This window comes from Streptomyces sp. Y7 (genome assembly GCF_043195415.1).
GTDB lineage: Bacteria > Actinomycetota > Actinomycetes > Streptomycetales > Streptomycetaceae > Streptomyces.
On sequence record NZ_JBIDDQ010000001.1, the window covers coordinates 137,451 to 163,598 of the forward strand.

The 26,148-nt window shown below is 68.8% G+C and carries 23 protein-coding genes and 1 pseudogene; 12 read left to right on the plus strand and 12 right to left on the minus strand.

Going from position 1 to position 26,148, the window contains the following annotated elements:
- Positions 1 to 283 precede the first annotated feature (283 nt).
- Positions 284 to 1,264, minus strand: a complete 981-nt coding sequence (locus tag ACGFW6_RS00520) for a helix-turn-helix transcriptional regulator (RefSeq protein ID WP_393505023.1) — start codon at positions 1,262 to 1,264, stop codon at positions 284 to 286.
- A 54-nt stretch (positions 1,265 to 1,318) separates the two neighbouring features.
- On the opposite strand from ACGFW6_RS00520, the gene ACGFW6_RS00525 reads away from it, so the two are divergent.
- Positions 1,319 to 1,807 (plus strand): hypothetical protein, encoded by a 489-nt coding sequence (locus ACGFW6_RS00525; RefSeq protein ID WP_393502919.1) that lies wholly within the window; start codon positions 1,319 to 1,321, stop codon positions 1,805 to 1,807.
- 466 nt (positions 1,808 to 2,273) lie between these two features.
- Here the strand turns inward: ACGFW6_RS00525 and mycP are convergent, their stop codons facing one another.
- From mycP to ACGFW6_RS00540, 3 genes are all read right to left on the minus strand, one after another.
- Positions 2,274 to 3,494, minus strand: a complete 1,221-nt coding sequence (gene mycP / locus ACGFW6_RS00530; RefSeq protein ID WP_393502921.1) for a type VII secretion-associated serine protease mycosin — start codon at positions 3,492 to 3,494, stop codon at positions 2,274 to 2,276.
- A gap of 428 nt (positions 3,495 to 3,922) precedes the next feature.
- Positions 3,923 to 4,609 (minus strand): SDR family oxidoreductase, encoded by a 687-nt coding sequence (locus ACGFW6_RS00535; RefSeq protein WP_393502923.1) that lies wholly within the window; start codon positions 4,607 to 4,609, stop codon positions 3,923 to 3,925.
- Complete coding sequence (locus tag ACGFW6_RS00540; protein WP_393502925.1) at positions 4,606 to 5,301, minus strand: hemerythrin domain-containing protein; 696 nt, start codon at positions 5,299 to 5,301, stop codon at positions 4,606 to 4,608. Before ACGFW6_RS00540 ends, ACGFW6_RS00535 begins: the two co-directional genes overlap by 4 nt.
- Before the next feature lie 104 nt (positions 5,302 to 5,405).
- Here ACGFW6_RS00540 and ACGFW6_RS00545 point away from each other — a divergent pair, with 104 nt between their 5' ends.
- The 3 genes and pseudogenes from ACGFW6_RS00545 to ACGFW6_RS00555 all read left to right on the plus strand — a co-directional run.
- On the plus strand, positions 5,406 to 6,029 hold the full coding sequence (locus ACGFW6_RS00545) for a TetR family transcriptional regulator (RefSeq protein WP_393502927.1): 624 nt from the start codon (positions 5,406 to 5,408) through the stop codon (positions 6,027 to 6,029).
- 280 nt (positions 6,030 to 6,309) lie between these two features.
- On the plus strand, positions 6,310 to 6,534 hold the full coding sequence (locus tag ACGFW6_RS00550; RefSeq protein ID WP_393505121.1) for a hypothetical protein: 225 nt from the start codon (positions 6,310 to 6,312) through the stop codon (positions 6,532 to 6,534).
- Positions 6,489 to 7,090, plus strand: a pseudogene (locus tag ACGFW6_RS00555) (XdhC family protein); the annotation flags it as partial. The gene ACGFW6_RS00550 and the pseudogene ACGFW6_RS00555, both read left to right, overlap by 46 nt.
- A gap of 83 nt (positions 7,091 to 7,173) precedes the next feature.
- Here ACGFW6_RS00555 and ACGFW6_RS00560 read toward each other — a convergent pair.
- From ACGFW6_RS00560 to ACGFW6_RS00570, 3 genes are all read right to left on the minus strand, one after another.
- Positions 7,174 to 8,277, minus strand: a complete 1,104-nt coding sequence (locus tag ACGFW6_RS00560) for an AI-2E family transporter (protein ID WP_393505025.1) — start codon at positions 8,275 to 8,277, stop codon at positions 7,174 to 7,176.
- Between the two features lie 270 nt (positions 8,278 to 8,547).
- Complete coding sequence (locus tag ACGFW6_RS00565; RefSeq protein ID WP_393502928.1) at positions 8,548 to 9,372, minus strand: methyltransferase domain-containing protein; 825 nt, start codon at positions 9,370 to 9,372, stop codon at positions 8,548 to 8,550.
- A gap of 76 nt (positions 9,373 to 9,448) precedes the next feature.
- Positions 9,449 to 10,777: a cell filamentation protein Fic gene (locus ACGFW6_RS00570; RefSeq protein WP_393502930.1), complete on the minus strand. Its 1,329-nt coding sequence runs from the start codon at positions 10,775 to 10,777 to the stop codon at positions 9,449 to 9,451.
- Positions 10,778 to 11,548: 771 nt separating this feature from the next.
- Here ACGFW6_RS00570 and ACGFW6_RS00575 point away from each other — a divergent pair.
- The 5 genes from ACGFW6_RS00575 (at position 11,549) to ACGFW6_RS00595 (ending at position 16,566) form a co-directional block, all read left to right on the plus strand.
- Positions 11,549 to 12,331: an RNA polymerase sigma factor gene (locus ACGFW6_RS00575; protein ID WP_393505027.1), complete on the plus strand. Its 783-nt coding sequence runs from the start codon at positions 11,549 to 11,551 to the stop codon at positions 12,329 to 12,331.
- Complete coding sequence (locus tag ACGFW6_RS00580) at positions 12,328 to 13,386, plus strand: CU044_5270 family protein (RefSeq protein WP_393502932.1); 1,059 nt, start codon at positions 12,328 to 12,330, stop codon at positions 13,384 to 13,386. The genes ACGFW6_RS00575 and ACGFW6_RS00580 overlap by 4 nt, the downstream gene beginning before the upstream one ends.
- Positions 13,387 to 13,621: 235 nt before the next feature.
- Positions 13,622 to 14,314 carry an alpha/beta fold hydrolase gene (locus tag ACGFW6_RS00585; RefSeq protein ID WP_393502934.1) on the plus strand — a complete coding sequence of 231 codons (693 nt, stop codon included), beginning with the start codon at positions 13,622 to 13,624 and terminating at the stop codon, positions 14,312 to 14,314.
- 124 nt (positions 14,315 to 14,438) lie between these two features.
- Positions 14,439 to 15,278 (plus strand): alpha/beta fold hydrolase, encoded by an 840-nt coding sequence (locus ACGFW6_RS00590; RefSeq protein ID WP_393502936.1) that lies wholly within the window; start codon positions 14,439 to 14,441, stop codon positions 15,276 to 15,278.
- A gap of 940 nt (positions 15,279 to 16,218) precedes the next feature.
- Positions 16,219 to 16,566 carry a hypothetical protein gene (locus tag ACGFW6_RS00595; RefSeq protein WP_393502938.1) on the plus strand — a complete coding sequence of 116 codons (348 nt, stop codon included), beginning with the start codon at positions 16,219 to 16,221 and terminating at the stop codon, positions 16,564 to 16,566.
- A gap of 246 nt (positions 16,567 to 16,812) precedes the next feature.
- Here ACGFW6_RS00595 and ACGFW6_RS00600 read toward each other — a convergent pair whose 3' ends face one another.
- Entirely contained in the window at positions 16,813 to 17,232 is a 420-nt protein-coding gene (locus ACGFW6_RS00600; protein ID WP_393502939.1) for a ricin-type beta-trefoil lectin domain protein, read from the minus strand.
- An 851-nt stretch (positions 17,233 to 18,083) separates the two neighbouring features.
- Between ACGFW6_RS00600 and ACGFW6_RS00605 the strand changes: the two genes are divergently transcribed.
- A complete protein-coding gene (locus ACGFW6_RS00605) occupies positions 18,084 to 18,590 on the plus strand; it encodes a GNAT family N-acetyltransferase (protein ID WP_393502941.1) in 507 nt (168 codons plus the stop codon).
- A gap of 332 nt (positions 18,591 to 18,922) precedes the next feature.
- Here the strand turns inward: ACGFW6_RS00605 and ACGFW6_RS00610 are convergent, their stop codons facing one another.
- Positions 18,923 to 20,380: a dihydrolipoyl dehydrogenase family protein gene (locus ACGFW6_RS00610; protein WP_393502943.1), complete on the minus strand. Its 1,458-nt coding sequence runs from the start codon at positions 20,378 to 20,380 to the stop codon at positions 18,923 to 18,925.
- Positions 20,381 to 20,763: 383 nt separating this feature from the next.
- Between ACGFW6_RS00610 and ACGFW6_RS00615 the strand changes: the two genes are divergently transcribed.
- The gene (locus tag ACGFW6_RS00615) at positions 20,764 to 21,516 is read left to right on the plus strand and encodes an SDR family NAD(P)-dependent oxidoreductase (RefSeq protein ID WP_393502945.1); all 753 of its coding nucleotides are present in this window, start codon (positions 20,764 to 20,766) and stop codon (positions 21,514 to 21,516) included.
- A 31-nt stretch (positions 21,517 to 21,547) separates the two neighbouring features.
- On the opposite strand, the gene ACGFW6_RS00620 is transcribed toward ACGFW6_RS00615, so the two are convergent.
- The 3 genes from ACGFW6_RS00620 to ACGFW6_RS00630 form a co-directional block, all read right to left on the minus strand.
- Positions 21,548 to 22,447 (minus strand): LysR substrate-binding domain-containing protein, encoded by a 900-nt coding sequence (locus tag ACGFW6_RS00620; protein WP_393502947.1) that lies wholly within the window; start codon positions 22,445 to 22,447, stop codon positions 21,548 to 21,550.
- A gap of 597 nt (positions 22,448 to 23,044) precedes the next feature.
- On the minus strand, positions 23,045 to 23,239 hold the full coding sequence (locus ACGFW6_RS00625; RefSeq protein WP_393502949.1) for a helix-turn-helix transcriptional regulator: 195 nt from the start codon (positions 23,237 to 23,239) through the stop codon (positions 23,045 to 23,047).
- The gene (locus ACGFW6_RS00630) at positions 23,236 to 23,634 is read right to left on the minus strand and encodes a hypothetical protein (protein ID WP_393502951.1); all 399 of its coding nucleotides are present in this window, start codon (positions 23,632 to 23,634) and stop codon (positions 23,236 to 23,238) included. Before ACGFW6_RS00630 ends, ACGFW6_RS00625 begins: the two co-directional genes overlap by 4 nt.
- 466 nt (positions 23,635 to 24,100) lie before the next feature.
- On the opposite strand from ACGFW6_RS00630, the gene ACGFW6_RS00635 reads away from it, so the two are divergent.
- Positions 24,101 to 26,080, plus strand: coding sequence for a hypothetical protein (locus tag ACGFW6_RS00635; RefSeq protein ID WP_393502953.1), 1,980 nt, complete (start codon positions 24,101 to 24,103; stop codon positions 26,078 to 26,080).
- The last annotated feature ends 68 nt before the right edge of the window (positions 26,081 to 26,148 follow it).

The following is a 26,148-nucleotide window of genomic DNA, read 5'->3' on the forward strand; positions in this document are numbered from 1 at the left end:
CAAAGCCGGCAAAGCCACCCGCGTCACCCTCACCCACGACGACCACACCAACCCCGACACGAACTGAACGTCCCATCAAGTAGCAGACCACTGGACCTGCACAACACTCGATCAACCCGCCCACACCCGCGCACGCGCAGGTGAGACAGACACCGCCCCGCCCAAGGTCACACTCCGATCACCCCAGGCACCGCGAAGATCACCCAGAAGCACTGAGAAACGCCAGCTCCGCGGCCGCAGCAACAACCACGAAGAATTGGGCCTCGACTCCGGGATCGTGACTTCAGTCGTAGAGCGCCGCGACGGCCCGTGCCGATGCGGCGATGCGCTCCCGAAGCTCTGGCGGCGCGAGCACTTCCACCTCTGGGCCCAGTCGCAGCAGCTCCGACTCCGCGTGTGCGAGGCTCTCGATGGGGACGGTTGTCCGGCGCCAGCCGTCGGGCTCCGGCTCTCCCCGGTTCACGCCGTCGAGCACCGCCTGGGCTGCGACGTCCTGGAGACGGGCGATGCCGGCCGGTGAGATGCGTATCTGCGCTTCGCCCTCCCACAGCCGTTCCTGCAGCCGCGCGGTATGGGTCTGCCAGTGGCGTGCCAGGTCGAAACGGACCGGTGGCTCGAACACCTCGTCCAGTGGCTCCAGGGTAAGGATCTGCCCGATCCGGTAGGTGCGCAGGTCACCCTCGGCACGGGCGACGGTGTACCAGCGCCCGGCCTTGAGCACGATGCCGTACGGCTCCAGCCGCCGCTCTACCACCTGTGGGGCGTGCCAGCGGCGATAGCGCACGTGGATGACCCGACGCTCCCAGACTGCGGCCGCCACCGCCGTCAGATGCGGCGCCTTGTCCGCCTGCCGGTACCAGCCCGGGGCGTCGAGGTGGAAGCACTCACGGATCCGCCGGACCTGGTCATGCAGCGCGACCGGCAGGGCCGCCTCGAGCTTGAGCTCGGCCGCCGCAAGGACCGAGCCCAGCCCCAGCTCTGCCGCGGGGCCGGGCAGACCGGCCAGGAACAGGGTCTGCGCCTCGGTGGCGGTCAGCCCGGTGAGCCGCGTGCGGTAGCCGTCGAGCAGGGCATAGCCGCCCGCGTGGCCCGCTTCGCCGTAGACGGGCACGCCCACCGCGATCAGTGCCTGGACATCCCGGTACACCGTGCGCACGGACACCTCAAGCTCCGCCGCCAGCTCATCGGCAGTCATCCGCCCGCGGTTTTGCAGCAGGAGCAGAAGTGACAGGACAGGAGTCGACCGGCGCGCATGACCGCAAATCTACGCCGGTCCCCTGACACAAGATGTCAGGGGACCGGTCCTAGCGTCCGCGGCATGACGATCAAAGACTTCCAGTTCTTCACCGGCACCTACGACGTCGCCAACCGGTGGCGCAAGGATTTCCTCGACCCCACCGAAGGCGACGACCGCTGGGAGGAGTTCCCCGCCATCACCCGCGCCTCCTGCCACTTCAACGGCGCCGCCAGCTTCGATGAGATCGAGTTCCCGACGAAGGGGTTCTCGGGGCTGACCCTGCGGCTGTTCAATCCCGAGACTGCCCTGTGGTCGCTGTACTGGGCCAGCAAGCGCACCGGAACGCTCTTCCCACCCGTCACCGGCACCTTCGGCGCAAACGGCACCGGCGTCTTCCACGGCGACGACCAGCACAACGGCCGCCCGGTCAAAGCACGCTTCATCTGGTCCGGCATCACCACCGACCACGCCCACTGGGAACAGGCATTCTCCCTCGACGACGGACAGACCTGGATCACCAACTGGCACATGGACTTCACCCGACGTACGACCACAGACCGCCCGGCATAACCGACGCAGCGACCCCTACCGGGCCTGCACACCATCGACGCGGCCTGCACCACCCCGGCCACACCCCTGAGCGCCACCGCCGGCGATCCCACCGGCGGTGGCGCTCTGTCGATCGCCTTCAGCTGCCCGGCGTCCACCTGCCCGCGTAAGGTCCGACCCGGTCTCGATCTCCCCCAGCCGGAGCGCCGGACGCCTCGGGCGGGGCTTCGCGGACGCATTCGAACTCATCCTCACCGCACCGGAAGTGTTCACCCCCAGCCGTTTTCCCCAAGGAGAAGCGGCCATGATCACCCATACTGACGACGCTCTGTGGACCGCAGTTCACCGGGAGACGCCTCAGCCCGTCACGGGATGGCCTCGTCGCGGGAGCCGCGGTTCAGCAGATCAGCGAATTCCGTCGGTTGACCTGCTCCACCCGTCGCTGCCAGTGTCTGACCTCGAGGGCCTCAGCACAGGTCCGGCTTCCCTACTGCCCTTGATTCGGCGGCTGTTGGGTGTAGGGGTTGGGGTGCTGCGGATACTGTGCCGGAGAGGTGGGGTACCCCGGGTTGGGAGCTGCATTGGGGTAGTGCTGATGGCCCGTGGGCTGGGGAGGGTAGCTCGTGCCGTAAGGAGGGGTTCCCGCGCCGGAGCCGGGGCCGCCGCTCTGTCCGTTACGGCGGCTGCGGACCACCGCGACCACGATGCCGATGACGACCACTGCGGCAACGATGCCGGCGAAGAGGAGGACGCTGCCCGAGGACGACTTCCTCGCCTTCTCGGCGGCCTGGCCTGTACGGTCGTTGTCGCCGGAGGAGGCGCCGGCGCCCGTGGACGGCGATGCCTGGGCGAGAGGACCCTGCTTGGGGCCCCTGGGGATGTCCTTCGTCAACGCGGCGTACGGCCGGATGATGCCGTACCCGAACTCCTCGTCAGGGATCTTCTTGACGTCGTGATCGAGCAATGTGGCCGATTTGATCAGGCGGTTGATGACCTGGCCTGCGGTGAGATCGGGGTACTTGGCACGGACCAGGGCAGCGGTTGCGGAAACATAAGCAGTTGCATCTGATGTGCCGTCGGCTTCTGCGTAGCCGTTGGGGCGATTAGGTGCCGCGCGAACGATGCTCACGCCAGGAGCCGTCAGGGTTACTCCCGGCCCAAAATTTGAATTGTCCCAGATGTCCAACGACTCATCAACAGCGCCTACGGCGACAACGCCTGGGAGCTTGGCCGGATATTCCAACCCTGCAGCTCCCTCATTTCCCGTGCCCGCCACAACAACGACGTCATGCTGTTGAGCGTATTCGATTGCTTTGGCCCCCTCAGAGCCAGGATAGCCCTGCGAATCAACGAACGACAGGTTGATCACGTCTGCGCCCAGATCAACCGCGTACCGGATTCCTTTGGCCCATTCGACTTGGCCCCAATCCTTCGTGTCGGAGATCTTGATCGGGAGGATTTTGGCCTTCGGCGCCAGGCCCATCACGCCGGAAGAATTGTTCGGACCGTGTCCGTGACCAGCGATAAGACTAGCCATACCGGTTCCATGACCGGCGGTGTCATCCAGGGCATCGCCACCCCCCGTGACATCTTGGCCCTTCAAAACCTGCCCCGTCAGATCGGGACTACTCCCGTCCACTCCGGTATCAACGACGGCAACTGTCACGCCTTGCCCTTGCGACGCTGACCAGACCTTCTCGAAGTCCATGGCGTCAATGACCCACTGCCTGTCGCGGATGTAGTCCGCTGAGGCAGTGGGGGCCGAAGCAAGGAGCAAGGCTCCCGTCAACGTCACGACTCCTGTCGCGGACCAAACCCGCCTCACGCTCAACTCCCTGTTCCTCACTCAACAAAGGCCGCACGCGCCCATCACGGCAACGCACCGGATCCACGCTAGAGGATCAAGGTCGCACGCCACCTCCTCCCCAGCCCGGCCCCTAACGGCACCGCAGTCCGCGGCGGCCGCGGCGACGCTGCCTCATCCCTGCTGCGCAGTGGCAGGCACTACCACCGAGAACCCCCGCGTTGCGTTTACGCAGGTACGAGCGGTTGGCGCGAGATGATTAGGCCTGTTCTGCGCATGAGGGCCCTCGGCAGAGCCGGCCCGCGCACTTCAGTTGCGGTCGCCCAGGGGACTCAGGTTGCCAGCAGGCCGCCGTCGAGGTGCAGGTCGTGGGCGCTGATACCGGTGTTGTGGAGAAGGAAGTCCGTGGCGTCGGCGATCTCGGCCATGGTGACCAGCCGTCCGATCGGCGTCTGCGCCGAGTGGGGTGGGTTGGGGACGTCGCGCCACTTGGGGCTGTCGCCGATCAGGCCCGGGTGAAGGGCGTTGACGCGGTGCGGCGCGATTTCCACCGCGAGTGTCCTGATCAGGCCCGTGATCCCGGCGTTGAAGGTGGAGACGATCGTCGAGCCGGGGTAGGGGCGCTCCTTGGCGAGTCCGCCGAAGAGTACGACGGAGGCGTTCGGGGTGAACCGGTCGCGCAGCACACGGACGGTCTCCGCGTAGCCGACGAGTTTCATGGTCACGGCGGAGACCGCATCCGTGATGCTGAACTGTGCCAGGGTGTTTGCCGCTTGGCCGACAGCGGTGATCACGAGGTGGTCCACCTCCGTCACGTCCGCCAGCGAGGCGCTGATCGTCTCGGGGTGTGCGAGGTCGAGGGCCAGTCCGCGGGTGCTGCCTCCAATCCGGGCGGCCACGGCCTCGGCGCGCGCCTTGTCCCTGCTGGTGACGATGACGTCATGGCCGCGGCCTGCGAAGTGCTGGGCGATGACACTGCCCAGCCCGCCGCTTCCACCGACGATGAGGGTGCTGGTCATGCGGTGACCGTCCTTTCCTGCTCGGTGGCCTTCAGATCCTGCTCGGTGGCTTTCAGGCTTCTCAGGGTGGTTTCGGCCTGCTCGCGCATGGCCGGGACGAGGTCCAGGGCGGCCGGTGGCAGATTCGCCGTGACCACCGCGAGTTCGGCGGGAGAGCCCACCTGCTCGAAGAAGCCGATGTTGAGGTGTGCGCCCACAGGTGGGGCCGAGGCGATGACCGCACGGGAGAACTGCGCCCAGGCGTCGTCGGGCATGTGTGCCTCAAGGGCAGGGAGGAGCAGCGGCTCCTCATGTTCGAGGTGGGTGTGTACCAGGTCGCGTACGGCCACGGCCGCGGAGATCAGCGGCGCCCGGCCGGCGTCGTCGCGCACGGGAGCAGCGGCCAGCGCGTCGAGCGACGCGTCCAGTGCGTCGTGCTCAGCTGCGAGCTCGCCCAGTCCGGTGGCGGCAGCGGGATCGGCGGCGGTCAACTGCGGCCACAGCACGTCGTCTTCGCTCTCGTGATGGTGCCGCAGCGCCGCAACGACGAAGTCACGCAACTCCTTCAGCGCGGCGGCGGGCGCGGCTGGCTTCTGCGCCGCTTCCGCCAGTAAGGACGTCGCCGCCCGATGCATCTTGTGCAGCAGCCGGGTCTCGACGACCGCTGCGGATTCCGGCCGTTGAACGTTCACCACAGTCTCCCCAAGGTTCACGACGGGCTCCCTCCCGCTCGTTAATATCCACATGGATACTAACGTAGCAGTGGCGACAGGCGACGTGCCGCAGCGCCGTAGAGTGATCACATGAAGGAGGCGCCGTGAACGACGCAGAGCCGGCGAGCGAGTCGGCCGACGAGCCGCCACGCAGGCGCCGTCGGGATCCCGAGGGGCACCGGGCGGCCATCATCGAGGCGGCCCGCCACACCTTCGCCGAGCGCGGCTACGCCCGCACGACGCTCCGGGAGATCGCGCGCCGGGCCGGAGTCACACACGGCCTGATCACACGTCACTTCGCCTCCAAGGAACGGCTCTTCCTCGCGGCGGTGCCGGGCAATCGTGACCTGGAGCAAGTCGCGGCAGGTGACCCCGAGACGTTGCCGGACCGGATCGCCGAGGCCTTCGTACGGCGCCTGGAGACCGACGCCGTCAACGACCCGCTGATCGCCCTTCTTCGCAGTGCCGCATCCGACGAACGCGCGGCCGCCCACCTTCTTGTCGCGATGCAGGAACACAGTGCCAACGTCTACCGCTCCGTCCTGTCACCCGGTGAATCCCCAATGCCGGACGACGACTTGGACACGCGCGTGGCGTTGGTGGGAGCGCAGATGATCGGCGTGGCCTTCAGTCGCTATATCGCGCGCACCGAACCGCTCGCCTCGATGCCGCCCGACCGACTCACCGAGCACGTTGCCCGGATACTGCGGCACATTCTCTTCGGGTGACTTCCCGCCCGGGAAGGTGATTCATTCCAACCGTCGATCGGTTTGATTCGCACTGATGTCCTTGCGGGCCTCTCCGGGGAAGCCACTCTTGCGGGGCAAGGGGAGAGCACGTCTCTCCGGCCGGTGGCGGACACCTTACGCGGGGAGGCGAAAGCAGGTACTGATTGACCATCTCCGCCTCGGCAGGCACCACTTCGGGCGATACGCTCGGTGCCTCATCGCGGCGGGGGCGCGATGTGCCTGTGCAGGGGGCCCGCCGCTCGACGTGGAGGGGTGCCACATGGTGGCCGTCAACGTACGGCCGGACATCGACGCCGCAGCAGCCAAGCTCAGCAGTGCGTTCGGAGCAAAGCGGGAGATCCAGAAACTTCCCGAGGTGCTGTGGGAAGGCGAGACGGTCGAGATGCTCGCGACCGGCGTCTACGGCAAAACGGAACGACATCCGAACTCACCCCGGACATCACCTTGTTCGTCGAATCCAAGGTGCCGCCGCCCAGGATGCTGATCTTCGGAGCCATCTACTTCGCCGATGCGGTGACACGCGTGGGCGGCTTCCTGAGTCACCGGGTGACGGTCTGCGACGCCAGGGCCGTCTTCGCCACCGAGGCGCGCCTGCCGTACGCCGACGAGGTCGTGGTCGACTGGCCGTACCGCTAGCTCGACCACGAGGCCGCCGCGGGCACGCTGAACCACCGCACCGTGATCTGCGTCCTCACCCACGACCCAAGCTCGACATCCCGCTGCTGGAGCGTGCCCTGTGGCTGCCGGTGGCGTACGTCGGGGCCATGGGCTCCCGCCGCACCCACGAGAACCGGCTGGCCCGCCTGCGCGAGGCGGGCCTCACCGAGCCCGAACTGGCCGCGCTCCACTCCCCCATCGGCCTCGGCGCCCGCACCCCCGAGGAGACGGCGGTCGCCATCGCGGCCGAGATCATCGCCCACGTCCGCGGGGGCAGTTGCCTGCCGCTCTGGGGTGGGCGAGGGTCCCCTTCACGCCGAGAGGGAAACGTTCGCCGGCTAGCAGAGGGGTGTCCCGTCAATGATCTACGACGTGCCGGATAGCTGCTCGCTTCTACCTGCCGTATGCCCTGAACGGGGCGGTGTCGTGCACGGCAGGGCGGCGACGGAGCCGCACCTACGTAGCCCTACGACGCAACGGCGGTGCTCATGTCCGACTCGTCAGTCCCCGGTTCCTGTGGCGGCTCGCCGAGCTGTTCGCGCACATAGTTCCAGACCACCGCGATCAGCGCGGCGATCGGTACGGCGAGCAGACTGCCCACGATGCCGGCGAGACTTCCGCCCAGCGTCACCGCCAGCAGGACCACGGCCGCGTGGAGGCCGAGCCCACGGCTCTGGATCATCGGCTGGAACACGTTGCCCTCGAGCTGCTGCACCACGACGATGATGGCCAGCACGATCAGCGCGTCCGTCAGTCCGTTGGAGACCAGCGCGATGAGCACCGCGACGAAACCGGCGAACAGGGCGCCGATGATCGGCACGAACGCGGAGACGAAGGTCAGCACCGCCAGCGGCAGTACCAGCGGCACCTTCAGGATCCACAGGCCCAGGCCGATCAGAACGGCGTCGAGCAGGCCGACGGCTGCCTGCGAGCGCACGAACGCGCCCAGAGTGTCCCAACTGCGCGCGGCCACGGTCGGGACGTCGGTGGCGAGGCGGCCGGGCAGCTGACGGGCGAGCCACGGCAGGAACCGCGGGCCGTCCTTGAGGAAGAAGAACATCAGGAACAGGGCCAGCACGGCGGTGACCAGGCCGTTCACCACGGTACTCACTCCCGTGACGACGACACCGACCATGCTTCCGATGCCCTCCTGAGCACGGGCGACCGCGGAGTCGAAGGCCTTGTTGATCTGGGCGTCCCCGATGTTCAAGGGCGGACCCGCGGCCCACTCGCGCAGCTTCTGGATGCCCTCCACCACGCCGTCGGTCAGCTCACCGGACTGGGACGCCACCGGTACCGCGATCAACGCCACGACGCCCGCGGCGACCAGCAGGAACAGCACAGTCACCGCTGACGCGGCGAGGGCGGGCTTCCAGCCGTGCCGACGCAGGAAACGAGTCAGGGGCCAGGTCAGCGTGGTCAGCAGCAGGCCGACGACGAGCGGCCACACGACCGACCACATCCGGCCAAGCAGCCACAGCGTCACCGCAAGCAGCACGAATATCAGCAGCAACTCCACGCCGACACGCGCCGAGGTGCGGAGCGCGGCGCGGACTTTCGTGGAGCTCAGGGTGGCAGTCACGGAGGCACCCTAGTAGTACACAGTCACACTGGGCACAGGTGGTGCCGACTGGGACCCCCTCAGCGGGAGATCAGCGGATCCCCCGACAGTCCGTCCGTCGCGGCGAGCCATGGCTACAGTGCGTGGGCTGCGTCCAGGATCCGGGCGTGCACCACGCCTTACTCGACATCGCCCGCCTGCACGACCTCGCTCTCATCGGGTGACCGAGACTGCGAGCAAGCCGGGCCGGCATGCCGTAGATCATTTACCCGACAAGGCTCAGGCCGCCCGCCGGCCGAAAGCGACGAACGTGGCGCCGAAGAAGCGGAGTCCGCTTCTGATCTCCTCGGTCTTCTGGAAGGCGTCGTCCCAGCGGGCGATGTCCTCCGGTGTGGCAAGACCCTCCGCGACCAGGGCGTCACGGGCGGCCCAGGCGGGGCCGCGCATGCCGGGCGGCGGCGCCATGACGTTGATGTGTCCCTCGTAGGCGACGACTTCCAGACCCGCGGCGGTGAGAAGTTCGTCGAGCCGGGTACCGATGGTCAGGTCGTTGCCCCGGCGTCGGTGCATCTCGCGGTACCGCTCGTCCATCTCGTCGTACACGGCAGGCGCTCCCCGCAGACGGAACGAACTCATGTCGACATCGGCGAGATACACCGTGCCCCCGCCCGGCTTCGCCAGCTCGGCGAGATGGTCGACGATCGCCTGCTCCCGCCCTCCGTTGTGGGCCAGGACGTGCCGCAGCATCACCAGGTCGAAGGAGCCCTCGTCCAGTCCGGTGGCATCGGCCGATCCGATGGAGGTGTGCACCGGCACACCGGTTCGTTCGGCGAGCGCCGAGGCGACCGCCAGCGCCTCGTCGTCACGGTCCACAGCCCAAACGGCACCGTCCGGAGCGACGATGTCCGCCAGCCGTACGGCGATCGCGCCCGGTCCGCATCCCACGTCGGCGATCCGCGCTCCGGGGACTGCTCCGGCGGCGGTCCACTTGTCCCGCTCCCGCTCCTCGGCGAGTGCGGCCATGAGCCGGTAGCGCTCGACCTCCGAGTCACTGAGCCTCAACGTGTAGTCGGCCACTTCGTCCTTCTTCCGGTCGACGGTCATGCGGGATCCTCACGAACGGGCACGGCCGGGATGCTCGGAGTCGACTGCCGCAGGTGCAGGGTAATGGCGCCGCCCGTCAGGAACCGGCCGCGGCGGCCTTGCGCCGGGTCTCCGTGAGGTGGAGGTCGATGTAGCGGGTGAGGATCAGCGCGTCCTCGGGTTCGTCGGCCTGGAAGCTGACGCGGCGCAGCAGGCCGACGTCGTCGAGGGCGACGCCCTCGCGGGCGAGGACGAAGACCAGGGTGAGGAAGGCGGACCGGGCGTTGCCGTCGTCGAAGGGATGGAAGAAGCACACGTCGAGACAGGCGCGTGCGGCCCGGGCGGTGAGGGGCATGGGCTGCCCGGCGTCCGGCGCGCTGCCGGCGAGGCAGGCGTCGAGGCGGGCCCGGGTGTCGGTGCTGATCCCGTAGCGTTCCCTGCCCCGCTTGGCGAAGGCGGGCAGGTGCCGGAACGGCGGCGGCTGTGCGGTGCCCAGGACGTGTTGCTGCCATCGCTGGAGCAGCTCGAAGTCGAGACGGGCGCCGCGTGCCGCGTCGGCCCGCAGCAGTTCCAGTGCGGCGAGCAGGCCCTGTGCGCGGGCGGGGTCCAGGGCGCCGTCGAAGGCGCGGATGTCCTCGGCCGCGCCGTCCTGCGACGGGGTCACCGGGTCGTCCCCGCCGCCGTCCGGGACCTGATGCCACGGCACGGTCTCGCGTACGGCGATCCAGCGCCGTAGGTGGTCCGGCTGGGACTCGGTGGGCCGTGCGCCGCTCTCGGGTCGCAGCGACAGCGCGAGCTTCTCCGCGATGTCCTCGATCAGTACGGGGTCGGGCCCGGTCCAGCTCTCGAACCGGCCGCCGATCGCCTGGCGGACCAAGTCCTCCGCCGTGTCGGGCGGGACGCCCCAGCGGCTGAGGAACCACCCGAGTACCTGGTGGCAGTGTCCGTACCAGCCGCTGCCGCAGCCGGTGCGGTCGGTCACCTGAAGGATCAGGTTCCGGGCGACGCGCTCCCACAGGATCCTCTGGTCATCGAGCGCGGCCAGGTCCAGCGGGTGCGTATCGAACCAACGGGCGAGGCTCTCCAGCCACTCACGCCACTCGCGCAGTGCCGCGACCACGCGATCGAGCGTCTCCTGCGGAGTGGTGATCGAGTCGCGCGGGCAGCACCAGTGCCCGACCGGGCCTCCGTCGAAGTCTCCTTCGTCGTGCGCCCAGCGCCAGCCCGCGGTCCAGCTGCCGTACCGCTCGACAAGGGCGTGCGACATGGCGTCGGCCCAGGGTCTGGCGACATCCCAGCTCCAGGCACTCATCGCCGGGTCACCGAAGGGGATGTCGGGGCGGAGGGGCACGCTGCGGGCGGGCCCGAGGGACCGCACCACCTCGGCCACCGACGCGCTGTCGAAGGGATGTTGGGCGGGATCCACATCATCCCAGGTCAAGAAACGGGGAGACAGCTCGACAATCACCGCGCAAGCCTGCCATGTCCACCCGACCTTGATTCAAGCGGTTTTTTCGGGGCCTGACCGGCCAATGGGGTGCCGCCCCGCCGTCCTGGGCGCCTCGCGCGGCATCGACGTCGGCTCGGCCGTGCCCTCCGCCGCCGGCGTCCGTCATGTGCGCACGCCGTGGGCTGGGTACAGACCGTGGAAGGCGAGCAAGACCTGCGCGGGGTGGGTGGAGTTGGGGGCTTGGCGAATGGGGGCCACGCCCAGCGGCATCGGGATGGTGGGGTCCGGATGGGGGGTCTTGAGCTGGCTGGCGGGAAGCCGGAGGAGGAGGCGCCCGGTTCCGTGAAGGAACGGGCCGGGGGCGGACTGGCCCTGCCAAGGCGAAGTCGTCCTGAGCCTCCCCGCCGCTGTCGCCTCCTTCGCCCAGGAGGGGATCGTCGAGGAACTCGCCCCGACCACTGCTGGGTCGCTCTCGTCTCCTGGTCGTGGACGGGCCTGGGACCTGGGATCGCCACCCTTGGCCCGCTCCGACACCGGCATCGAAGTCATCCGTCTACCGAACTCCGAGAACGCGCTCGCCGGCCTCGCCACCCCGTTGCCCCAACACCGCCACGCCGCCACGCCGCCACGCCGCCAAGTCCCGAGCACGGATCGACCGGACGGCCCGGCCATGATGTGACGCGGCTCACTGCAGCGTGGGACAGGGAGAGGACAGGGAGGGGTGTGGAGATTTCACTACGTGCCCGCGTGCGAGCCGGGGATCCGGATGCGTTCAGGCAACTCTTCGACGAGTACGCCTCGGCGGTCCATCGGCACGCCTTCCGGATGACCGGCCACTGGAGCATGGCCGAGGACGTCGTGTCGCTGACTTTCCTGGAAGCGTGGCGGCTACGCGAACGGGTGCTTGATGGTGACGACAACCTGCGCCCCTGGCTGTTGGGGATCGCGACAAACGTCACGCGCAACACCGCGCGCGCGGCGCGAAGACACCAGGCCGCCCTCAGCAGGGTCCCGCTCCCGGCCCATGTGCCGGACTTCGCCGACGAGGTGACGCAGCGCCTGGCCGACACCGAGGAACTGGCCGCCGCGCAGAAGGCGTTGCGCACGATGCGCCGCGGGGAGCGCGAGGTGTTCACGCTCTGTGTGTGGGAGGGGCTGGACGCCGCTGCGGCGGCCGAGGCCCTGGGCGTGGCCATCGGCACCGTACGGTCGCGGCTCTCACGCGCGCGCAAGCGCCTGCGCAAACTCACCGAGATGGAACTCGACGGCCGTATGGACGGCGCTCCGCACGGCACCTCTGGCACCGCAAGCACGAGAGGCGGCACAAACGGCTCGCAAGGTGCGGACGGTGCGGGCGGCGTGGGCGGCGTGGACGGTGCGGAGGGCAACCGCGGCACAGAAGGCGCGGACGGCAACCACGGCACAGAAGGCGGAACCGGGCTGGCCGGAGTGCAACGCCCCGCCACGGTCGGACAAGTACCGGGTGGCCGCCACACCGCGGCTCGGTCCAAGCAGGAGAAGAAGCGATGAACACCAACCCGCGACGACGCAATCAGCTGGACGACTACCAGGATCTGGCCCAGTTGCTGCCCGCTCCGGGCCATCCGGTGCTCACGCAGGACCGCCACCACGTCCTCAAGGAACGCCTGATGGAGCAGATCACCCACGACACCGACCCCCGGCAGTCGGCGGCGACAGACACACCGTCGAGCTCACCCGTGCTCCCCGCACCTCGGCGCCCCGGGCGGCGTCTCGTCCTCTTCGCGGCGCCACTGGCACTGACCGCGGTCGTGGGCCTGGGTGTGGTGGCCGTCGACCGCGCGCAGGACGACAACGGCGCCAGCGGCGTGTCCGCGACCGAACACCGCGAGGCCGCGCAGTTGCTCGACAGGATCGCCCTGGTGGCGGCCGACCGCCCGGCGGTGCAGGTCAGCGACGACCAGTTCATCTACACCAAGTCCCAGGGCTCTTCGGCCATATGGGGCGGACCCACGACACCCGTGCGGGACTCCAAGGGGGAGATCGTCGGCCTCAAGACGTACAAGGGGAACGTCCAGAGTGAGGAATGGCGCACCGTGGACGGCAAGGGTGACGGTCTGCGGCAACTCATCGCGCTGTCCTCGTCCGGGGAACCCGACCCGTCCAAGAAGCAGGACATCGCCATGTCGCCTGGCGCCGCTTACCTGACCTTCCGGCACCTGCAGGCGTTGCCCACCGATCCCGACGCGTTGCTGAAGAAGCTCAAGAGCGACAGCGGGGTGGAGAAGTCACGTCTGACGGAGACGGTGTTCGAGAACGTCGGAGTCATCCTCGACCAGGCCACCTTGCTGCCCGACCTCAGCGCCGCGCTCTACCGTGCCGTGGCCAAGCTTCCGGACGTACGCGTCGTGGAGAACGTCAAGGACGGGGCGGGGCGGCCCGGCATCGGCCTCACATACTCGGGTGCCGACGGCTCCTCCGAGAATGCGAGCGGCCACTGGGTCTTCGACGCCAAGAGCCTGACCTATCTCGGAACGACCAAGAGCGCCCTGCTCGAAGTCGGCGTCGCGGACAATAAGGGCGGGCTGCCGGGCAGCTCAACCTGAGCCGGGCTTCAGGGGGCGTCCGCTTCGGCGGGCCCCCTTCCCGGGCCCCACCACCGGCATCGATGGCCACGCTGGCGGCCTCGTCGGCGGCCTCGTCGGCGGCCTCGGCGGACGAAAGCAGCCAGGGCAGGCCGCCGCCGACGCGAACTACGTCACATGACGGAATCGGCCCTGTCCACCTCACTTCTAGCGTTCCTCACCTGACCTCATCCGCTGCGACGAAACAGGTGAAGTGATGAGTGAGAACGAGCAGCCCAGGAACATCGTCCTCGTCCACGGCGGCTTCGTGGACGGCTCCGGTTGGCAGGGGGTGTACGACGAGCTGACCGGGGACGGATACCGCGTCAGCATCGTGCAGAACCCGACACAGTCACTCGAGGGCGACGTCACCGCCACCCATCGCGTCCTCGACGCCCTGGACGGTCCGGCCGTCCTGGTCGGCCACTCCTATGGCGGCGTCGTGATCACAGAGGCGGGCAATCACGCGAAGGTGACGAGCCTCGTCTACGTCGCTGCGTTCGCCCCCGACAAGGGCGAATCCGTGAGCACCCTCATCGCCGACCCGCCGCCCGGCGCGCCGGTGCCGCCCATCCTGCCGCCGCAGGACGGTTACCTGTTCCTGGACCGGAACAAGTTCGCCGCCTCGTTCGCCGCCGACCTCCCCGCGAACTTGGCCGCGTTCATGGCCGACTCCCAGGTCCCCTGGGGTGTCGACGCCCTCAACGGGGCGGTGTCCCAGTCGGCTTGGCGCACCAAGCCGGCCTGGTACCTGGTGGCGGCCGACGACCGCATGATCCCTCCGCCGGCCCAGCGCGCCATGGCGGAGCGGATCGGCGCACGGACTGTCGAGGCCCCGGGAAGCCACTCCATCTATGTGTCCCAGTCCGCCGCAGTTGCCGACGTCATCAGGCAGGCCGCCGACAGCTGACCCGGGCCGAGACGCCGAGGGCCGCAACGCCGACGCCCAGCAGTCCTCCCCCGGGCACGGTGCCCGCGCCCAACTCCCCACCCCGCCTACCTGCCCTCACCCCAGCACGACGTAGGAGAGAACCATGTCCGACCGTCCTACCGTTACCCGCCGCACAGTGATCGCCACGGGAGCGGCCGCCGCGGCATCCGCGGCGCTCCTCAGCCCGAGCAGAGCCGCCGCAGCAGCCACGGGCGATGCCAAACCGGGCGCCAAGCCGACCATCGTGCTCGTCCACGGCGGCTACGCCGATTCGTCGTGCTGGAACGGAGTCATCCAGGAGCTGCAGGGCAGGGGCTTCACCACGATCGCGGGCTCGAACCCGCTGCGCGGCATCCCCACGGACGCCCCGTACATCGCGAGTCTGCTGGACTCCGTCAGCGGCCCCGTCGTGCTGGTCGCCCATTCCATGGGCGGAACCGTCATCACAAACGCCGCCGCCGGAAAGAACAACGTGAAGGCACTGGTCTACATCGCGGCGTTCGTGCCCGATGTGGGCGAGACCCAGGGCGAGCTGATCGAGAAGTTCCCGGGCAGCGAGGTCCTGCCGGTGAGTGTGCCGGTCCCCTACACCAAGCCCGACGGCACCACAGGAACCGACCTGTACCTGAGCAAGGACGGCCAGGCCGCCTTCGCCGCCGACATCTCCCCATCGGCGTTCCGGCTGCTCCAGGCCACGCAACGTCCCTTCGACGCGGACTCCTTCACCTACCCCACTCAGGCCGCCGCGTGGCGGACGATCCCGTCCTGGGGGCTGGTCGCCGGCCAGGACAAGGCGATCCCGCCCGCGGCCGAACGCTGGATGTACCGCCGTGCGAACTTCCGCAAGGTCGTCGAAGTGCCCACCTCGTCCCACGTCGCGATGATGAGTCACCCGCGGGTCACCGCGAATCTGATCGTGGAGGCCGCCAGAGCCACCAGCTGACCTGCGTCGCCCCGGCCCGCACCGACGGGACGGGGCTCCGCACCTGATCGGGAAGGCGGGAGAAGATCTGCTGATCCGGGCCGGTGCCGGTACACAGCCTGTTTCCGGCCACGTCCCGCATCGGCCACTCGCCGTGCAAGGCGTCGGCTTCTGCAGTGCTGATGCGTGGGCTGAGGCGAAACTGGTGGCGCTCCTCTCAGGCGGAGTTGCTGCGTTGCGCCAAGTACGGCATCTTCGCCAGCTTGGAGCGTATGCGGGGTATGCGGGAGGCCATCGGAGGATCTCTTCTCTCGTCTCCGAGACCCTACCGACCGGCCCCGCAGATTCGCCTCCGAGGGTCTGGAGAACGCCTGCCCGAGGGTGCAGCCCCCGGCCTGGTGGTAGCTGGTGACCATGTCGGCGGCACGGCTCACGATGCCCGGCCCCTGAAGTCTGCTCCCGCCGCCCCATGTACCCATCGGGTCAGCGGCGGGTGCCTCCCGAACTCGTACACCCCGGCCTGCGTCTTGTCGGACGACTGGCCCGTCGGCCGCCTTCGCGGAGATCACGGCCGGAGGGATGCAGCTGCCGGACCAGACCGCGCTCGACAGCGAGCTGGTCGTCTGGGCGCAGGGCGGCTGGCGTTCGAGCGGCTGCAGGACCGGCTGCACCGCCGGGGCCCTGGTGCCGGCCGGGTCGCCGACGCGCGGCCGGCCCACTTCGTCGCCTTCGACCTGCTGCGCCTGTCCGGCACAGTCACCACGAACTGGCCCTATCAGCCTCGACGTGCCACCCTCGATGCCGTGTTCGCCGCACGCCGGCTGACTGCGCAGTGGACTCTGTGCCCGTCGACCACGGATCCGGAACAGGTCGCCGAGTGGCCAACATGGGGCTCCGTCGGCATGCAAGGCGTGATCTTCAAAAGCTCGCGGATCCATACCAGGCGAGCATGCGGCGGTGCTTGAAGTACAAGCCTCGGGAGACGACGGAAGCGATCGCCGGTGCGATCACCGGCCTGCTGACGGCACCCGGCACTCTACTGCTCGGCAGGTATCACTCTGGCGGGCAGTTGCAGTACGTCGGGCGCACCACCACCCTGGCGAGAGCCACTAGTCAGTCCGTGGCCGCTCTGCTGTCCGCAGCCGGTGAAGACCATTCGTGGACCGGCTGTTTCCTCTCCGTCGGCTGGGGCGGTCGCGAGACTCTCGATGTCTCGCTCGTGGAGCCCCGGCTTGTCGTGGAAGTCGGCGTCGACGTCGCCATGGATTGCGCCGGCCGCCGGAACATGGGCGCCAGCTGGACGATGTAATCAGTCAGGCTGTCTGAGGACGAACGCACCATCGTGCACCAGAACGTTGTCACCCCTGCCCGCGCGCCGCCCCCGGTGACGATGACGACACCTCCGGCCAGCTGCGTATGGGACTCCCTACGGCATCTTTGGATCCCGGCATCTACGCCATCACAGCGCTGCATCTGACGCATGGTCAGATATATGTCCGCAAGAAAAGGGGGCCCGCACATGGCGAGCCCCTCGGGTGGTGCGTCCATCGCGGTATCAGTCGCGGTAGTCGAACCAGGAGTACTCGGTTGCGTTCACGTACGCGTGGGAGTAAAGGTCGCCGTCGGGGTAGGTGGCGAGATAGTTCGCGTTCTGGTTCTGGATCCGGTCTCCGTCCGCGGTCCAGAACTGGCCGGAACGGCCGTTTCCGCACGGCTCCATCGTGACCTGATTGAAGTCGAACACGTCGGGCGACGTGAGGCAATCACCGGTGGTGTTGTTCACCAGCCGGCGCATCGAATGCCCGTCCCAGGTGTTGGTTTCTGAGCCCCAGTGCCACAGGTACGCCCCGGAGCACGAGCCGACGTAGGGAGCGGATCCGGCGGGGGCCTTCAGGCACAATCCCTGGTAGCCGTTAACGAAGGACCAGTTGGTCGCCGCGGACGCCGGAGACAGGGCGCCCGTGATGGCGAGCATGAAGGAAGCGAGCCCCACAGGCACCGCCAGTCTCAGTTTCGCTCTCCAGGATGTCATGATCGCAACTGTGGCAGGTCGCACCACGGTCAGCAATGGCATTGCAGCAGCGGCCCGACCTCCGCCCCCAACGCGCTCATCTGATCTATGAGTTCGCCCCGCCCACGGCAGTGGGCGAGGAGCCGCCGCCCCACATGGGCGCGCGCTCCTGGGCCGACGGGGGGCCGCTGTCCGATCCCCTCGAAGTCCTAGAGCTTGCCGTGGCGTTCGGGAAGCCGATCAAGGAGCACGATGCGTCGATGCCCGCGTCCGCCGCGACCAAGTGCCCCACCAGAGGCTGAACCACGCGGTATGAGGGTACGGCAGCAACGCTGCCCGGGAAGACCGACCGGTCGATGGAGAGCCAGCCGACACCGGCCCTGCGTGGCTACTCGCCCTGCACACCCGAGCAGGGAAGCCGCGCACCGTCGAGGACGCTGAAGCAGTGGCTGCGAGCACGGCCAGCCGTTCGCACCAGGAGACGGTCCGTTACTGGATGGCACTCACGGAGCCCTCACCCACCCCTTGACCCGTCGGGACGTCTGCGGGCTCCTCCCGTGACTGAGCGCATCGGGCCCAACAGGCCAACTACCGCGCACGGTCACAACATCGATGCTTGGTCCTCCACGACGGAGGACGCGTGACGGACCAAGCCTTAACCCGCGCTGCCACATCTGCAGCGGGTCGTATACCTGACTCGTTCCGTCGTCCGCTACACAGGCTCGGCGCGAATTCCGGGAAGGCAAAGCCTGGCCCTCACCATCGTGCACGGGAAAGAACTTGGCCCGGATCAGCGGGACTTGAAGAATGACGGCATGCAGATTCGACGGGCCTGGCTTGATGATGCGTCGGCAGTCGCCGGCGTCTACGTGCGCTCGTGGCAAGCGGGCTTTGCCGGCCTTGTTCCGCAGCGCTACCTCGACTCCATGGACCCAGGTCACGAAGAGTCCGAGTGGAAGACACGCATCGCGAACACAGCGTGGCCATCGTCGGGCGTGCTGGCAGCCGAAACCGAGGCTGGGATCGTCGGATTCGCAAGCTTCGGCCCATCTCAGGAGACCTCTGTCATCGCCGAAATCGGCACCCTCTACGCAATACCCGAGGTCTGGGGCACCGGCATCGGAAAGCAGTTGATGCTGGCCACCCTGGCGGTCCTCCGGCATGCCGACTACACACAAGCCACGTTGTGGGTGCTGCAAGACAACGAACGTGCCCGGCGCTTCTACGAAGCCGCCGGATGGCGTGCAGACGGCGCGGCCGTGAAGGACTCAACCGGTGGCGCCTCTCTCAACAAGTTGCGCTACCGCTGTCCTCTTGCCTAGCCCGTATCACCGCCACTGCACCGGGCACGGGCGGCCGACTCCCCCTCAACGACCGGGATCCCGCCAGGACGGCCCCGCGACCCGCGTCGGCCAGTCGAATCCGGCCCCGTCGCCCTCGACACGTTCGGGCGCTCCATGCACCTGGCGATCTCGAAGGCATGTATTTCTTCATCTGCCGCAGTTGCCCCGCCACTCCGCCACGCCGTACACCCACCGCTACGACGGCTGACCGCCCGCCCGAAGCCTGATGCGCGGGCCAGTCAGGGCGTGCGAGCTGGTACATACGACTTCCCTGAGAGCGCGCCCGGGTCGTTGCCCCCATACAGTGCGACTCAGTCGCGGTCGCGCTGGTAGGCAGCGAGAAGGAACAGCCAGATCTCGCTCACGGTGGGGAAACAGGCGATGGCGTGCCGCAGCCGCTTGAGGGGGACTTCTCCCGCGACCGCCACGGTGGCGGAGTGCAGGAGTTCGCTGACTCCGGGGCCGACGAAGGTCACACCGAGCAGAATGTCCCGGTCGGCGTCGACGACCAGTCGGGCGTGGCCCGGATAGTTGTCGGCGTGGAGGTTGGCGCCCTGGGCGGCGTTGAAATCGAGGTCGACGACTTTGGTGCGGTGCCCGGCGTGCTCGGCCTGCTGCGCGGTCAGTCCCACGGAGGCCGCCTCGGGGTCGGTGAAGAAGACCTGCGGCACTGCGTGCTGGTCGGCGGTCGTGGCGTGGTCGCCCCATGCCTCGTCGTCCAGTGAGCGGCCGGCGGCGCGTGCACCGATGGCGTCGCCGGCGGTCCTCCCCTGGTACTTGCCCTGGTGCGTGAGGAGGGCGCGATGGTTGACGTCGCCGAGGCCGTACAGCCACCTTCCCTCGACTCCCTTGACCAGGCAGGTGGTGTCGACGTCCAGCCACGAGCCCGGGGTGAGCCCGACCGTGTCCAGGCCGATGTCGCCGGTGCGCGGGGTACGGCCCGTGGCGAACATGACCTCGTCGACCTCCAGCTCACTCCCGTCGTCGAGGCTGAGAGTGACCGGCCCCTTCGGGTCGGCGCGGCGCAGTGCGGTCACCTGAACGCCGATCCGCACGTCCGCGCCGGCTTCGGTGAGGCCTTGAGCCACCAGCTCACCGGCGAAGGGTTCCATGCGGGGAATCAGGCTGTGGCGGGCGAGCAGGGTGACCCGGGACCCCAGCCCCTGCCAGAGGGTGGCCATCTCGACCCCCACTCCCCCGCCCCCGACCACGGCCAGGCGGCCGGGCACGGTGCTGGAGTCGGTGCCGTGCCGGCTCGTCCAGGGCCTGGCCTCCTCGATGCCCGGAAGGTCGGGCAGCACGGGATCGCTGCCGGTCGCGACCGCCACCGCGTGCCGGGCGGTGAGCGTCTGGGATGCGCCGTCGTCCCGGGCGACCGTCACGCGCCGGGGGCCGTCGATCCGACCGTGGCCGCGAAAGAGGTCGGCACCGATGGACTTGACCCACAGCGCCTGTCCGCTGTCGTCCCAGTCTGCGACGTAGCGGTTACGGCGGGCGAAGACCCGGTCGGTGTCGATGCGGCCGGACATCGCCTCCCGAGCGCCGTCCACGCGGCGGGCGTCGGCGACCGCGATGACCGGCCTCAGGAGCGCCTTGCTGGGGACGCAGGCCCAGTACGAGCATTCGCCGCCGACGAGTTCGCGTTCCACGACGGCCACGGAAAGACCGGCGGCGCGGGCACGGTCGGCGACGTTCTGGCCCACGGGGCCCGCGCCCAGCACGATCACGTCGTAGGTGGCGGTGCCCGGGGTTTGCTGCGGCTCGCTCATGGTGTCCCTCGCCTCACGGTCGGTTCTGTCTTGGGCTCGGCCCGGGTCGCCGGACGGCGATCGCCCCAACCAGGCATGTAACCGCACGGCACCCGCCGCCCACCCCATCCCGCCCATACGGCTCACCAAGAGCGGCCATAAGCGTCGCCTGTGGCCCGCTCACACACCCTGACCAGCGCATCGGCAGTACGGCGTGCACCACCGCGTACGGCCTGCCCCGCCCCTATGGCCGGCCTCGGCTCCGGCTATGGCCGGGCTGGAATCCGCGAGACGACAGTGCGGCTTGAACGCTCGTCACCTCAGGGACGAGGTGCCGGGACAACGGACGCGGCATGACCGCGAACGCGTTGGCCCCTGGCTTTCTGATGCGAAGGATGACTCTCATGGGTTCTGTTGATCTGGTCGGACGCGTGGCGCTGGTGACCGGCGCGACCAGCGGTATCGGTGCCGCCACGGCCGCTCTGTTGGCCGAGCGGGGCGCGCATGTACTGGTCGCGGGTCGCGACGCCGTCCGTGGCGAGAAGGTGGTCGTCGACATCAGGTCGCGCGGCGGCAAGGCGGACTTCGTCGCGGCCGACCTGCGCACCGCGGGCGCGGTGCGGCAACTGGCGCGGGAGGCCACCGAGCTGGGCGGTGGCCGGGTGGACATCCTCGTCAACAACGCGGGCATCTTCCCGTTCGGGCCGACGGACGTGACGGCCGAGAGCGACGTGGACACCGTCTACGACCTTAATGTGAAGGCGCCGTTCTACCTGGTCGCGGAGTTGGCACCGGGGATGGCCGAGCGCGGGAACGGGGCGATCGTGAATGTCACGACCCAGGTCGCCTACTACGGAACGGCAGGCATGGCCCTGTACGGATCCAGCAAGGCGGCGCTGCACCAGCTCAGCCAGGCCTGGGTCGCCGAGTACGGTCCGCGCGGGGTGCGCGTCAACATCGTTTCCCCGGGCCCGACCCGTACTCGGGGCACCGCCGCTATGGGCGACGCTCTGGAAGCCCTGGCCGCCGAGGCGCCGGCGGGCCGCCCCGCCGAGGCTGAAGAGATCGCCGAGGCCATCGCCTATCTGGTCGGCGACGCCGCAAGCTTCGTCCAGGGCGCCCTCCTGGCCGTGGACGGCGGTCGCACTGCCGTCTGACCCATGGACCGATGGCGTGTCCTCGGTGGGTTCAGCGCTCGACCGATCGGTCGAGTGCGGCGATGAACCGGCCGAGGTCACGCCGGGTCGCGTCGGCCGGCCACACCGCCCAGGTGCGTCGTACGAGGGGATGTCCGACCAGCGGGGACCACGTCACCTCGTCGGGCAGCGGCCGCTGCCAGCCGGCCGGGGCGAGGGTGAAGGCCCGCCCGTCCCTGACGCCCGCCAGCTTCACATCCGCGATCAGGGCCTGCCCCTGCGGCGCGTCCGGCCCCGGATCCAGACCGTGTCCGCGCAGGATCGCGGTCAACTCGTCGAACCACACCGGGCTCCCGGATCGCGGGAATCCCACCCATCGCAGTCCGGTGAGGGCGTCGAGCGCGACCCCGTCCGGCCCCGCGAGCTCGGCTGCCTGCTCCGTGGCCAGCAGGACACCCAGGTTCTCCCGTACGACGAGCAGCGCGTCGAACTCCGGGCCGACCGGGCGCTCCCGCAAGAACCCGACGTCCAGCTCACCGGCGCGCAGGGCGACGAGCTGATCGGCGGTGGACAGGTGCCGAGGCTGCACCCGAGTATCAGGGTGAGCCTCCGCCAGTTCTGCCAACGCAGCGTCGAGAAGCCCGGCCGGCAGCTCCAGAGGGATCCCGATTCGCAACGCGCCGCCACCAGGACCGACGTACCGGGCCATCGCCCGCAGCGCCTGGTCATGCCGGGCCAGCACCGCACGCGCCTCACCGAGCAGGGCCGTTCCCGCCTCCGTGGCCCGTGCCCCGGTACTGCTGCGCACCAGCAGCTTCACTCCGAGCTGCCGCTCCAGCCCGCTGATCGTCTGAGACAGCGCCGGCTGGCTCATGTGCAACCGCCGCGCCGCCGCGGAGAGCCCGCTTTCCTCCACCACTGCCACGAACGCCCGCAGCTCCCGCAACTCCATGACCCCAATGTCACCACGTTCGTCCGGCCGACGTCGCTCTGCCTCACCCCAGGTCCAGCGGAATCGGATGTCGTCACAAAACCGTGGCGCCGCGTCATCGACCCCGAAGGCCCAGCTCCCGGGACACGAACCAGCACCCGACCGGTGAGCTCCGTCATGCCTGCTCTCATCACTCCCCGCCTCAACCGAACTCACCGACGCCGCAGCCTTGTTGGGCCTGATCGGGTACGGGCCCTTCCCGCGCTCGCCGATGTCGGGCACTACGTCGGCCTCGTCACCAATGGAAGGTGCGATCTGCAAGGGCTGGCGAATCCCAACCGCCCGGTCACGCGGGGCTGGTTGAACTACAAGCCGCGGGAGACGACCGAGGCGATCGTCGGCACGGTCACCGTCCCGCTCGCGGCATCCCGCGCGCCTGCACCGGCCCCGCTCGGACGTGTGCCCCCAATGAGGTCGAGGACTCCGGCGCCTGACCGCTCGGCCCGCCGGCCGCGATCCGGCCGCTGCCGCAGCCGCCCGGCTCTGAACCGCGTCGCGCCGATCATGGCGGGGCCAGGCGGAGTCCAGATCGACACGACAGGAGCTCAGGCGTGCGCGTCATTGATCGTCGAGGAAGAGCTCTTCGATCCTCAGGCCGAAGAGCTTGGCGAGGCGGAAGGCGAGGGGGAGGCTTGGATCGAACTTCCCTGTTTCGATGGCGTTGATCGTCTGCCGGGAGACGCCTGCAGTCTGAGCCAGGTCGGCCTGCGTCCAACCGCGTTCGCCACGAAGCTCCTTGATGCGGTTCTTCATCGGTACCGGATCTTGCCGACCACGAAGGCGATCATGAAGACGACTCCCATGAGCGCAGGGAGGACGGCGATATCGACGTCGCGGGTGACGAGGCTGGCGGCGTCCGCAACGGCATAGGAGAAGCCGAGGACCCATCCCACGCCGAGGGTGGCCGCCAGCGCATCCTGCATGATCTTCCGTTGCAGCTCATCGACTGCGCTGAGAAAGCGCGTGAAGGCGAGGATCCAGCCGAGGCCGACGGTGAGATTGACGACCACGGCGACCCAGCTCGCCCCCCGCTCTGGCGCATCCCAGAGGAGTCGCGGGCCGAACTTGGCCACGGCAAGGGTTCCCGCCCAGGCGAGTGTCCAGAGCACAAGCCGAACGCTGGCCTTGATCTCGCTTTGTGCTTGCACGGATGCCCCCTCCAGCGCGATGTCAAGCGTCCTTGACACGCTAAGAGGCACCCGTAGGCATGTCAAGTTTCCTTGACGTCGAGCACGCGGCCATAGGGGCGGAGCGACACCGACGGCGGGGACTAGACAGGCTTCCAACCGTCCGGCCCGCGACCAAGAGGCTGAGGCGGTCGGCCGCCACCACGGTCTGCGGCAAGTGTGGGAGCGATCGTGGGTGCGGCGGGACCGTCGGGCGATCAGGACGCCACGTCGTCCCCGTACAACGTTCTGCGGGGATCATGCGTCAGATGGATCGGCACGGCGGCTGAACGCCATCATCGGTGTTCACCGATCACACATCATGCTCAACGGATCAACGGATCAGGGGCGGGGCGCGATGACGCGGGCAGGACGTCGGCGAGATTGGCGAAGGGCCGGTTCAGGGGCTGCCTCGGTCGCGACGGCACTGGCGGTTGGGGTGGGGCTGGTGCCCTCTGCGGAGGCGGGGTCCGCGGTCGCGAACAGCGCGGGGATGCGGTCGGTCACCCTCAAGGGAGAGCTGGGGCCGTTGACGAAGCCGGCGACCCCGATCAGCGCCGACGACTCCGGCTTTCTGTCCCTCGACACCGACAGTGGCAATCCGGCGCAGTTCACATGGGAGCGGCGGAACGGTACGTACGTGAACCGATTGCCCCAGCCCTTCCGTCTCGACGACATGTGGGGCATCAATGGTGGCTTCGGCCTGGAGCAGGTCGGCGCCACCCGCTCCTACCGGATCCGGAACTACGACACCGGCAAGGTCGTACAGTTCGATCTGCCGGCCGGCGACACCGCCACGACGGTGTTCGCGGAGAACCGCCTGATGACGCTGCGGAAATCAGCCGGCAAGTGGACGCTGCACCTGCTGGAGATACCCGCGGCCGGTGGCCGCCCGGTCGACCGACTGGTGACCGGCGTCCCGGACACCTTGCCGGGAACCGTCACCGAAGCGCTGGTGGACTCCCGGGGAGCCGCCATCCATTTCGGGGGCGGGGGCTCTTACGGCGTCCAGGCGCTGCTGGACTTCGCAACCGGCCGCTTGACCGTCGTGCCCGACGATGGCGCCTCCGCAACGCAACTGGTGTCGCTCAGCACCACTACGGTTTTGTACGAAACGTTCACCGACCAGCCCCGCTACCTCGTCGACCGTGACCATCCGGACGCGCCCCGAACCCCGCTCAAGGATTCTCCGGCCAATTTGACGTTGCTGGGCGACTGGATGGTCTACCCCGGTGGCTACGGCGAACTCCTGGCCCAGCCTGCCGCCGGCGGCACGGTCCGCACCCTGCTGCCGAAATCCGGCACCGGGCCCATCACAGGTGCAGACGGAGCCGTCTATGTCGTGGGCGGCTCGGACTCGGACGACCAGGCGGTCAGGCGCATCACGCTCGACGCCGACGGGACCCCGGCCGTCGCCACCCACGCACCGCTGCCCCGGCAGACGGTGTACGACGTCGGCGGAGTCGCGGTCGACCATGGTCAACTGCGGGTCGGCACACTGCACGTACCGGTCGGCGTCTCACGCGCGACCACATATCTCTCCGGCTCCTCCCTGTCGCTCACCGCGGGGGGCACGCTGAACGCCACGCCCCTCCGGAACGTCGGCGATCTCGGGTGGCATCCGGCGGAGGGGCCCAGGGGGGACCTGCAGTGCACCGGGGAGTGCCTGCGGCTGGTCCCCACGGGGGAAGGCGACGTCGTGCGGTTTCCCAGGGGCCACTGGGTACCCACGCTGTCGGCATCCGGCAGGTACAGCGTTCAGCGCCCCAACTCACGGTTCCAGTACGTCCTCGACGGGACCAAGGAGCTGAGCCACACCGCCAAGTGGCACGCCGCTTCCCTCTGGGGCAACCAGCTGTGGAGCGCGGGCCGCAAGAGCGGCACCGTCTCCGCGGTGTCCCTGCCGTCGATGAAGGCGGTCGGCCCCGCAGTGTCCGTGGGCGCCCCTTGCATACCCGAGGAGATCCAGGTGGTGAATCGCTGGATCTACTGGTCCTGCGGTCCCAGCGGGAAAGCGGGTGTCTACGACCGCACGACGAAACATGTCACCACGGTGCCGTCCGGCTACGCGGAACTGGCCGACGGGTACCTCGTCAGCCAGAACGAGACGGCGGCCAAGCTGGAGATCACCTACTTCCCCGGCGCGGTTCCGTCCGATCGCGTGGGCACCAGCGAACTCGGCCCGCTGAAGGACCAGGTGGGCGCCGCCGCCGACCGGCGTGGGCGCTTCTGGGCCGTGGACCGGTTCGGCGGCCCCGTCGCCTACCTCACCGACGCGGGGGATGTGACGGTCAAATGGCCCCGGGTGACCACCTCTCCCCTGCCGTCATCTCCACCCACAGCCCCGCCGGCATGGATCGGCGTGCGCACGGTAGTCAGTACCCGTGGGTGCGGCGCCTGCCGAAGGCGGCGGCGAGCTGAAGGCTGACGATCGCCGCCTGCAGCGGGAAGACCGGCCGTGCCCTCTCCGGTGATCCAGCCGCCAGCAGGACCTCC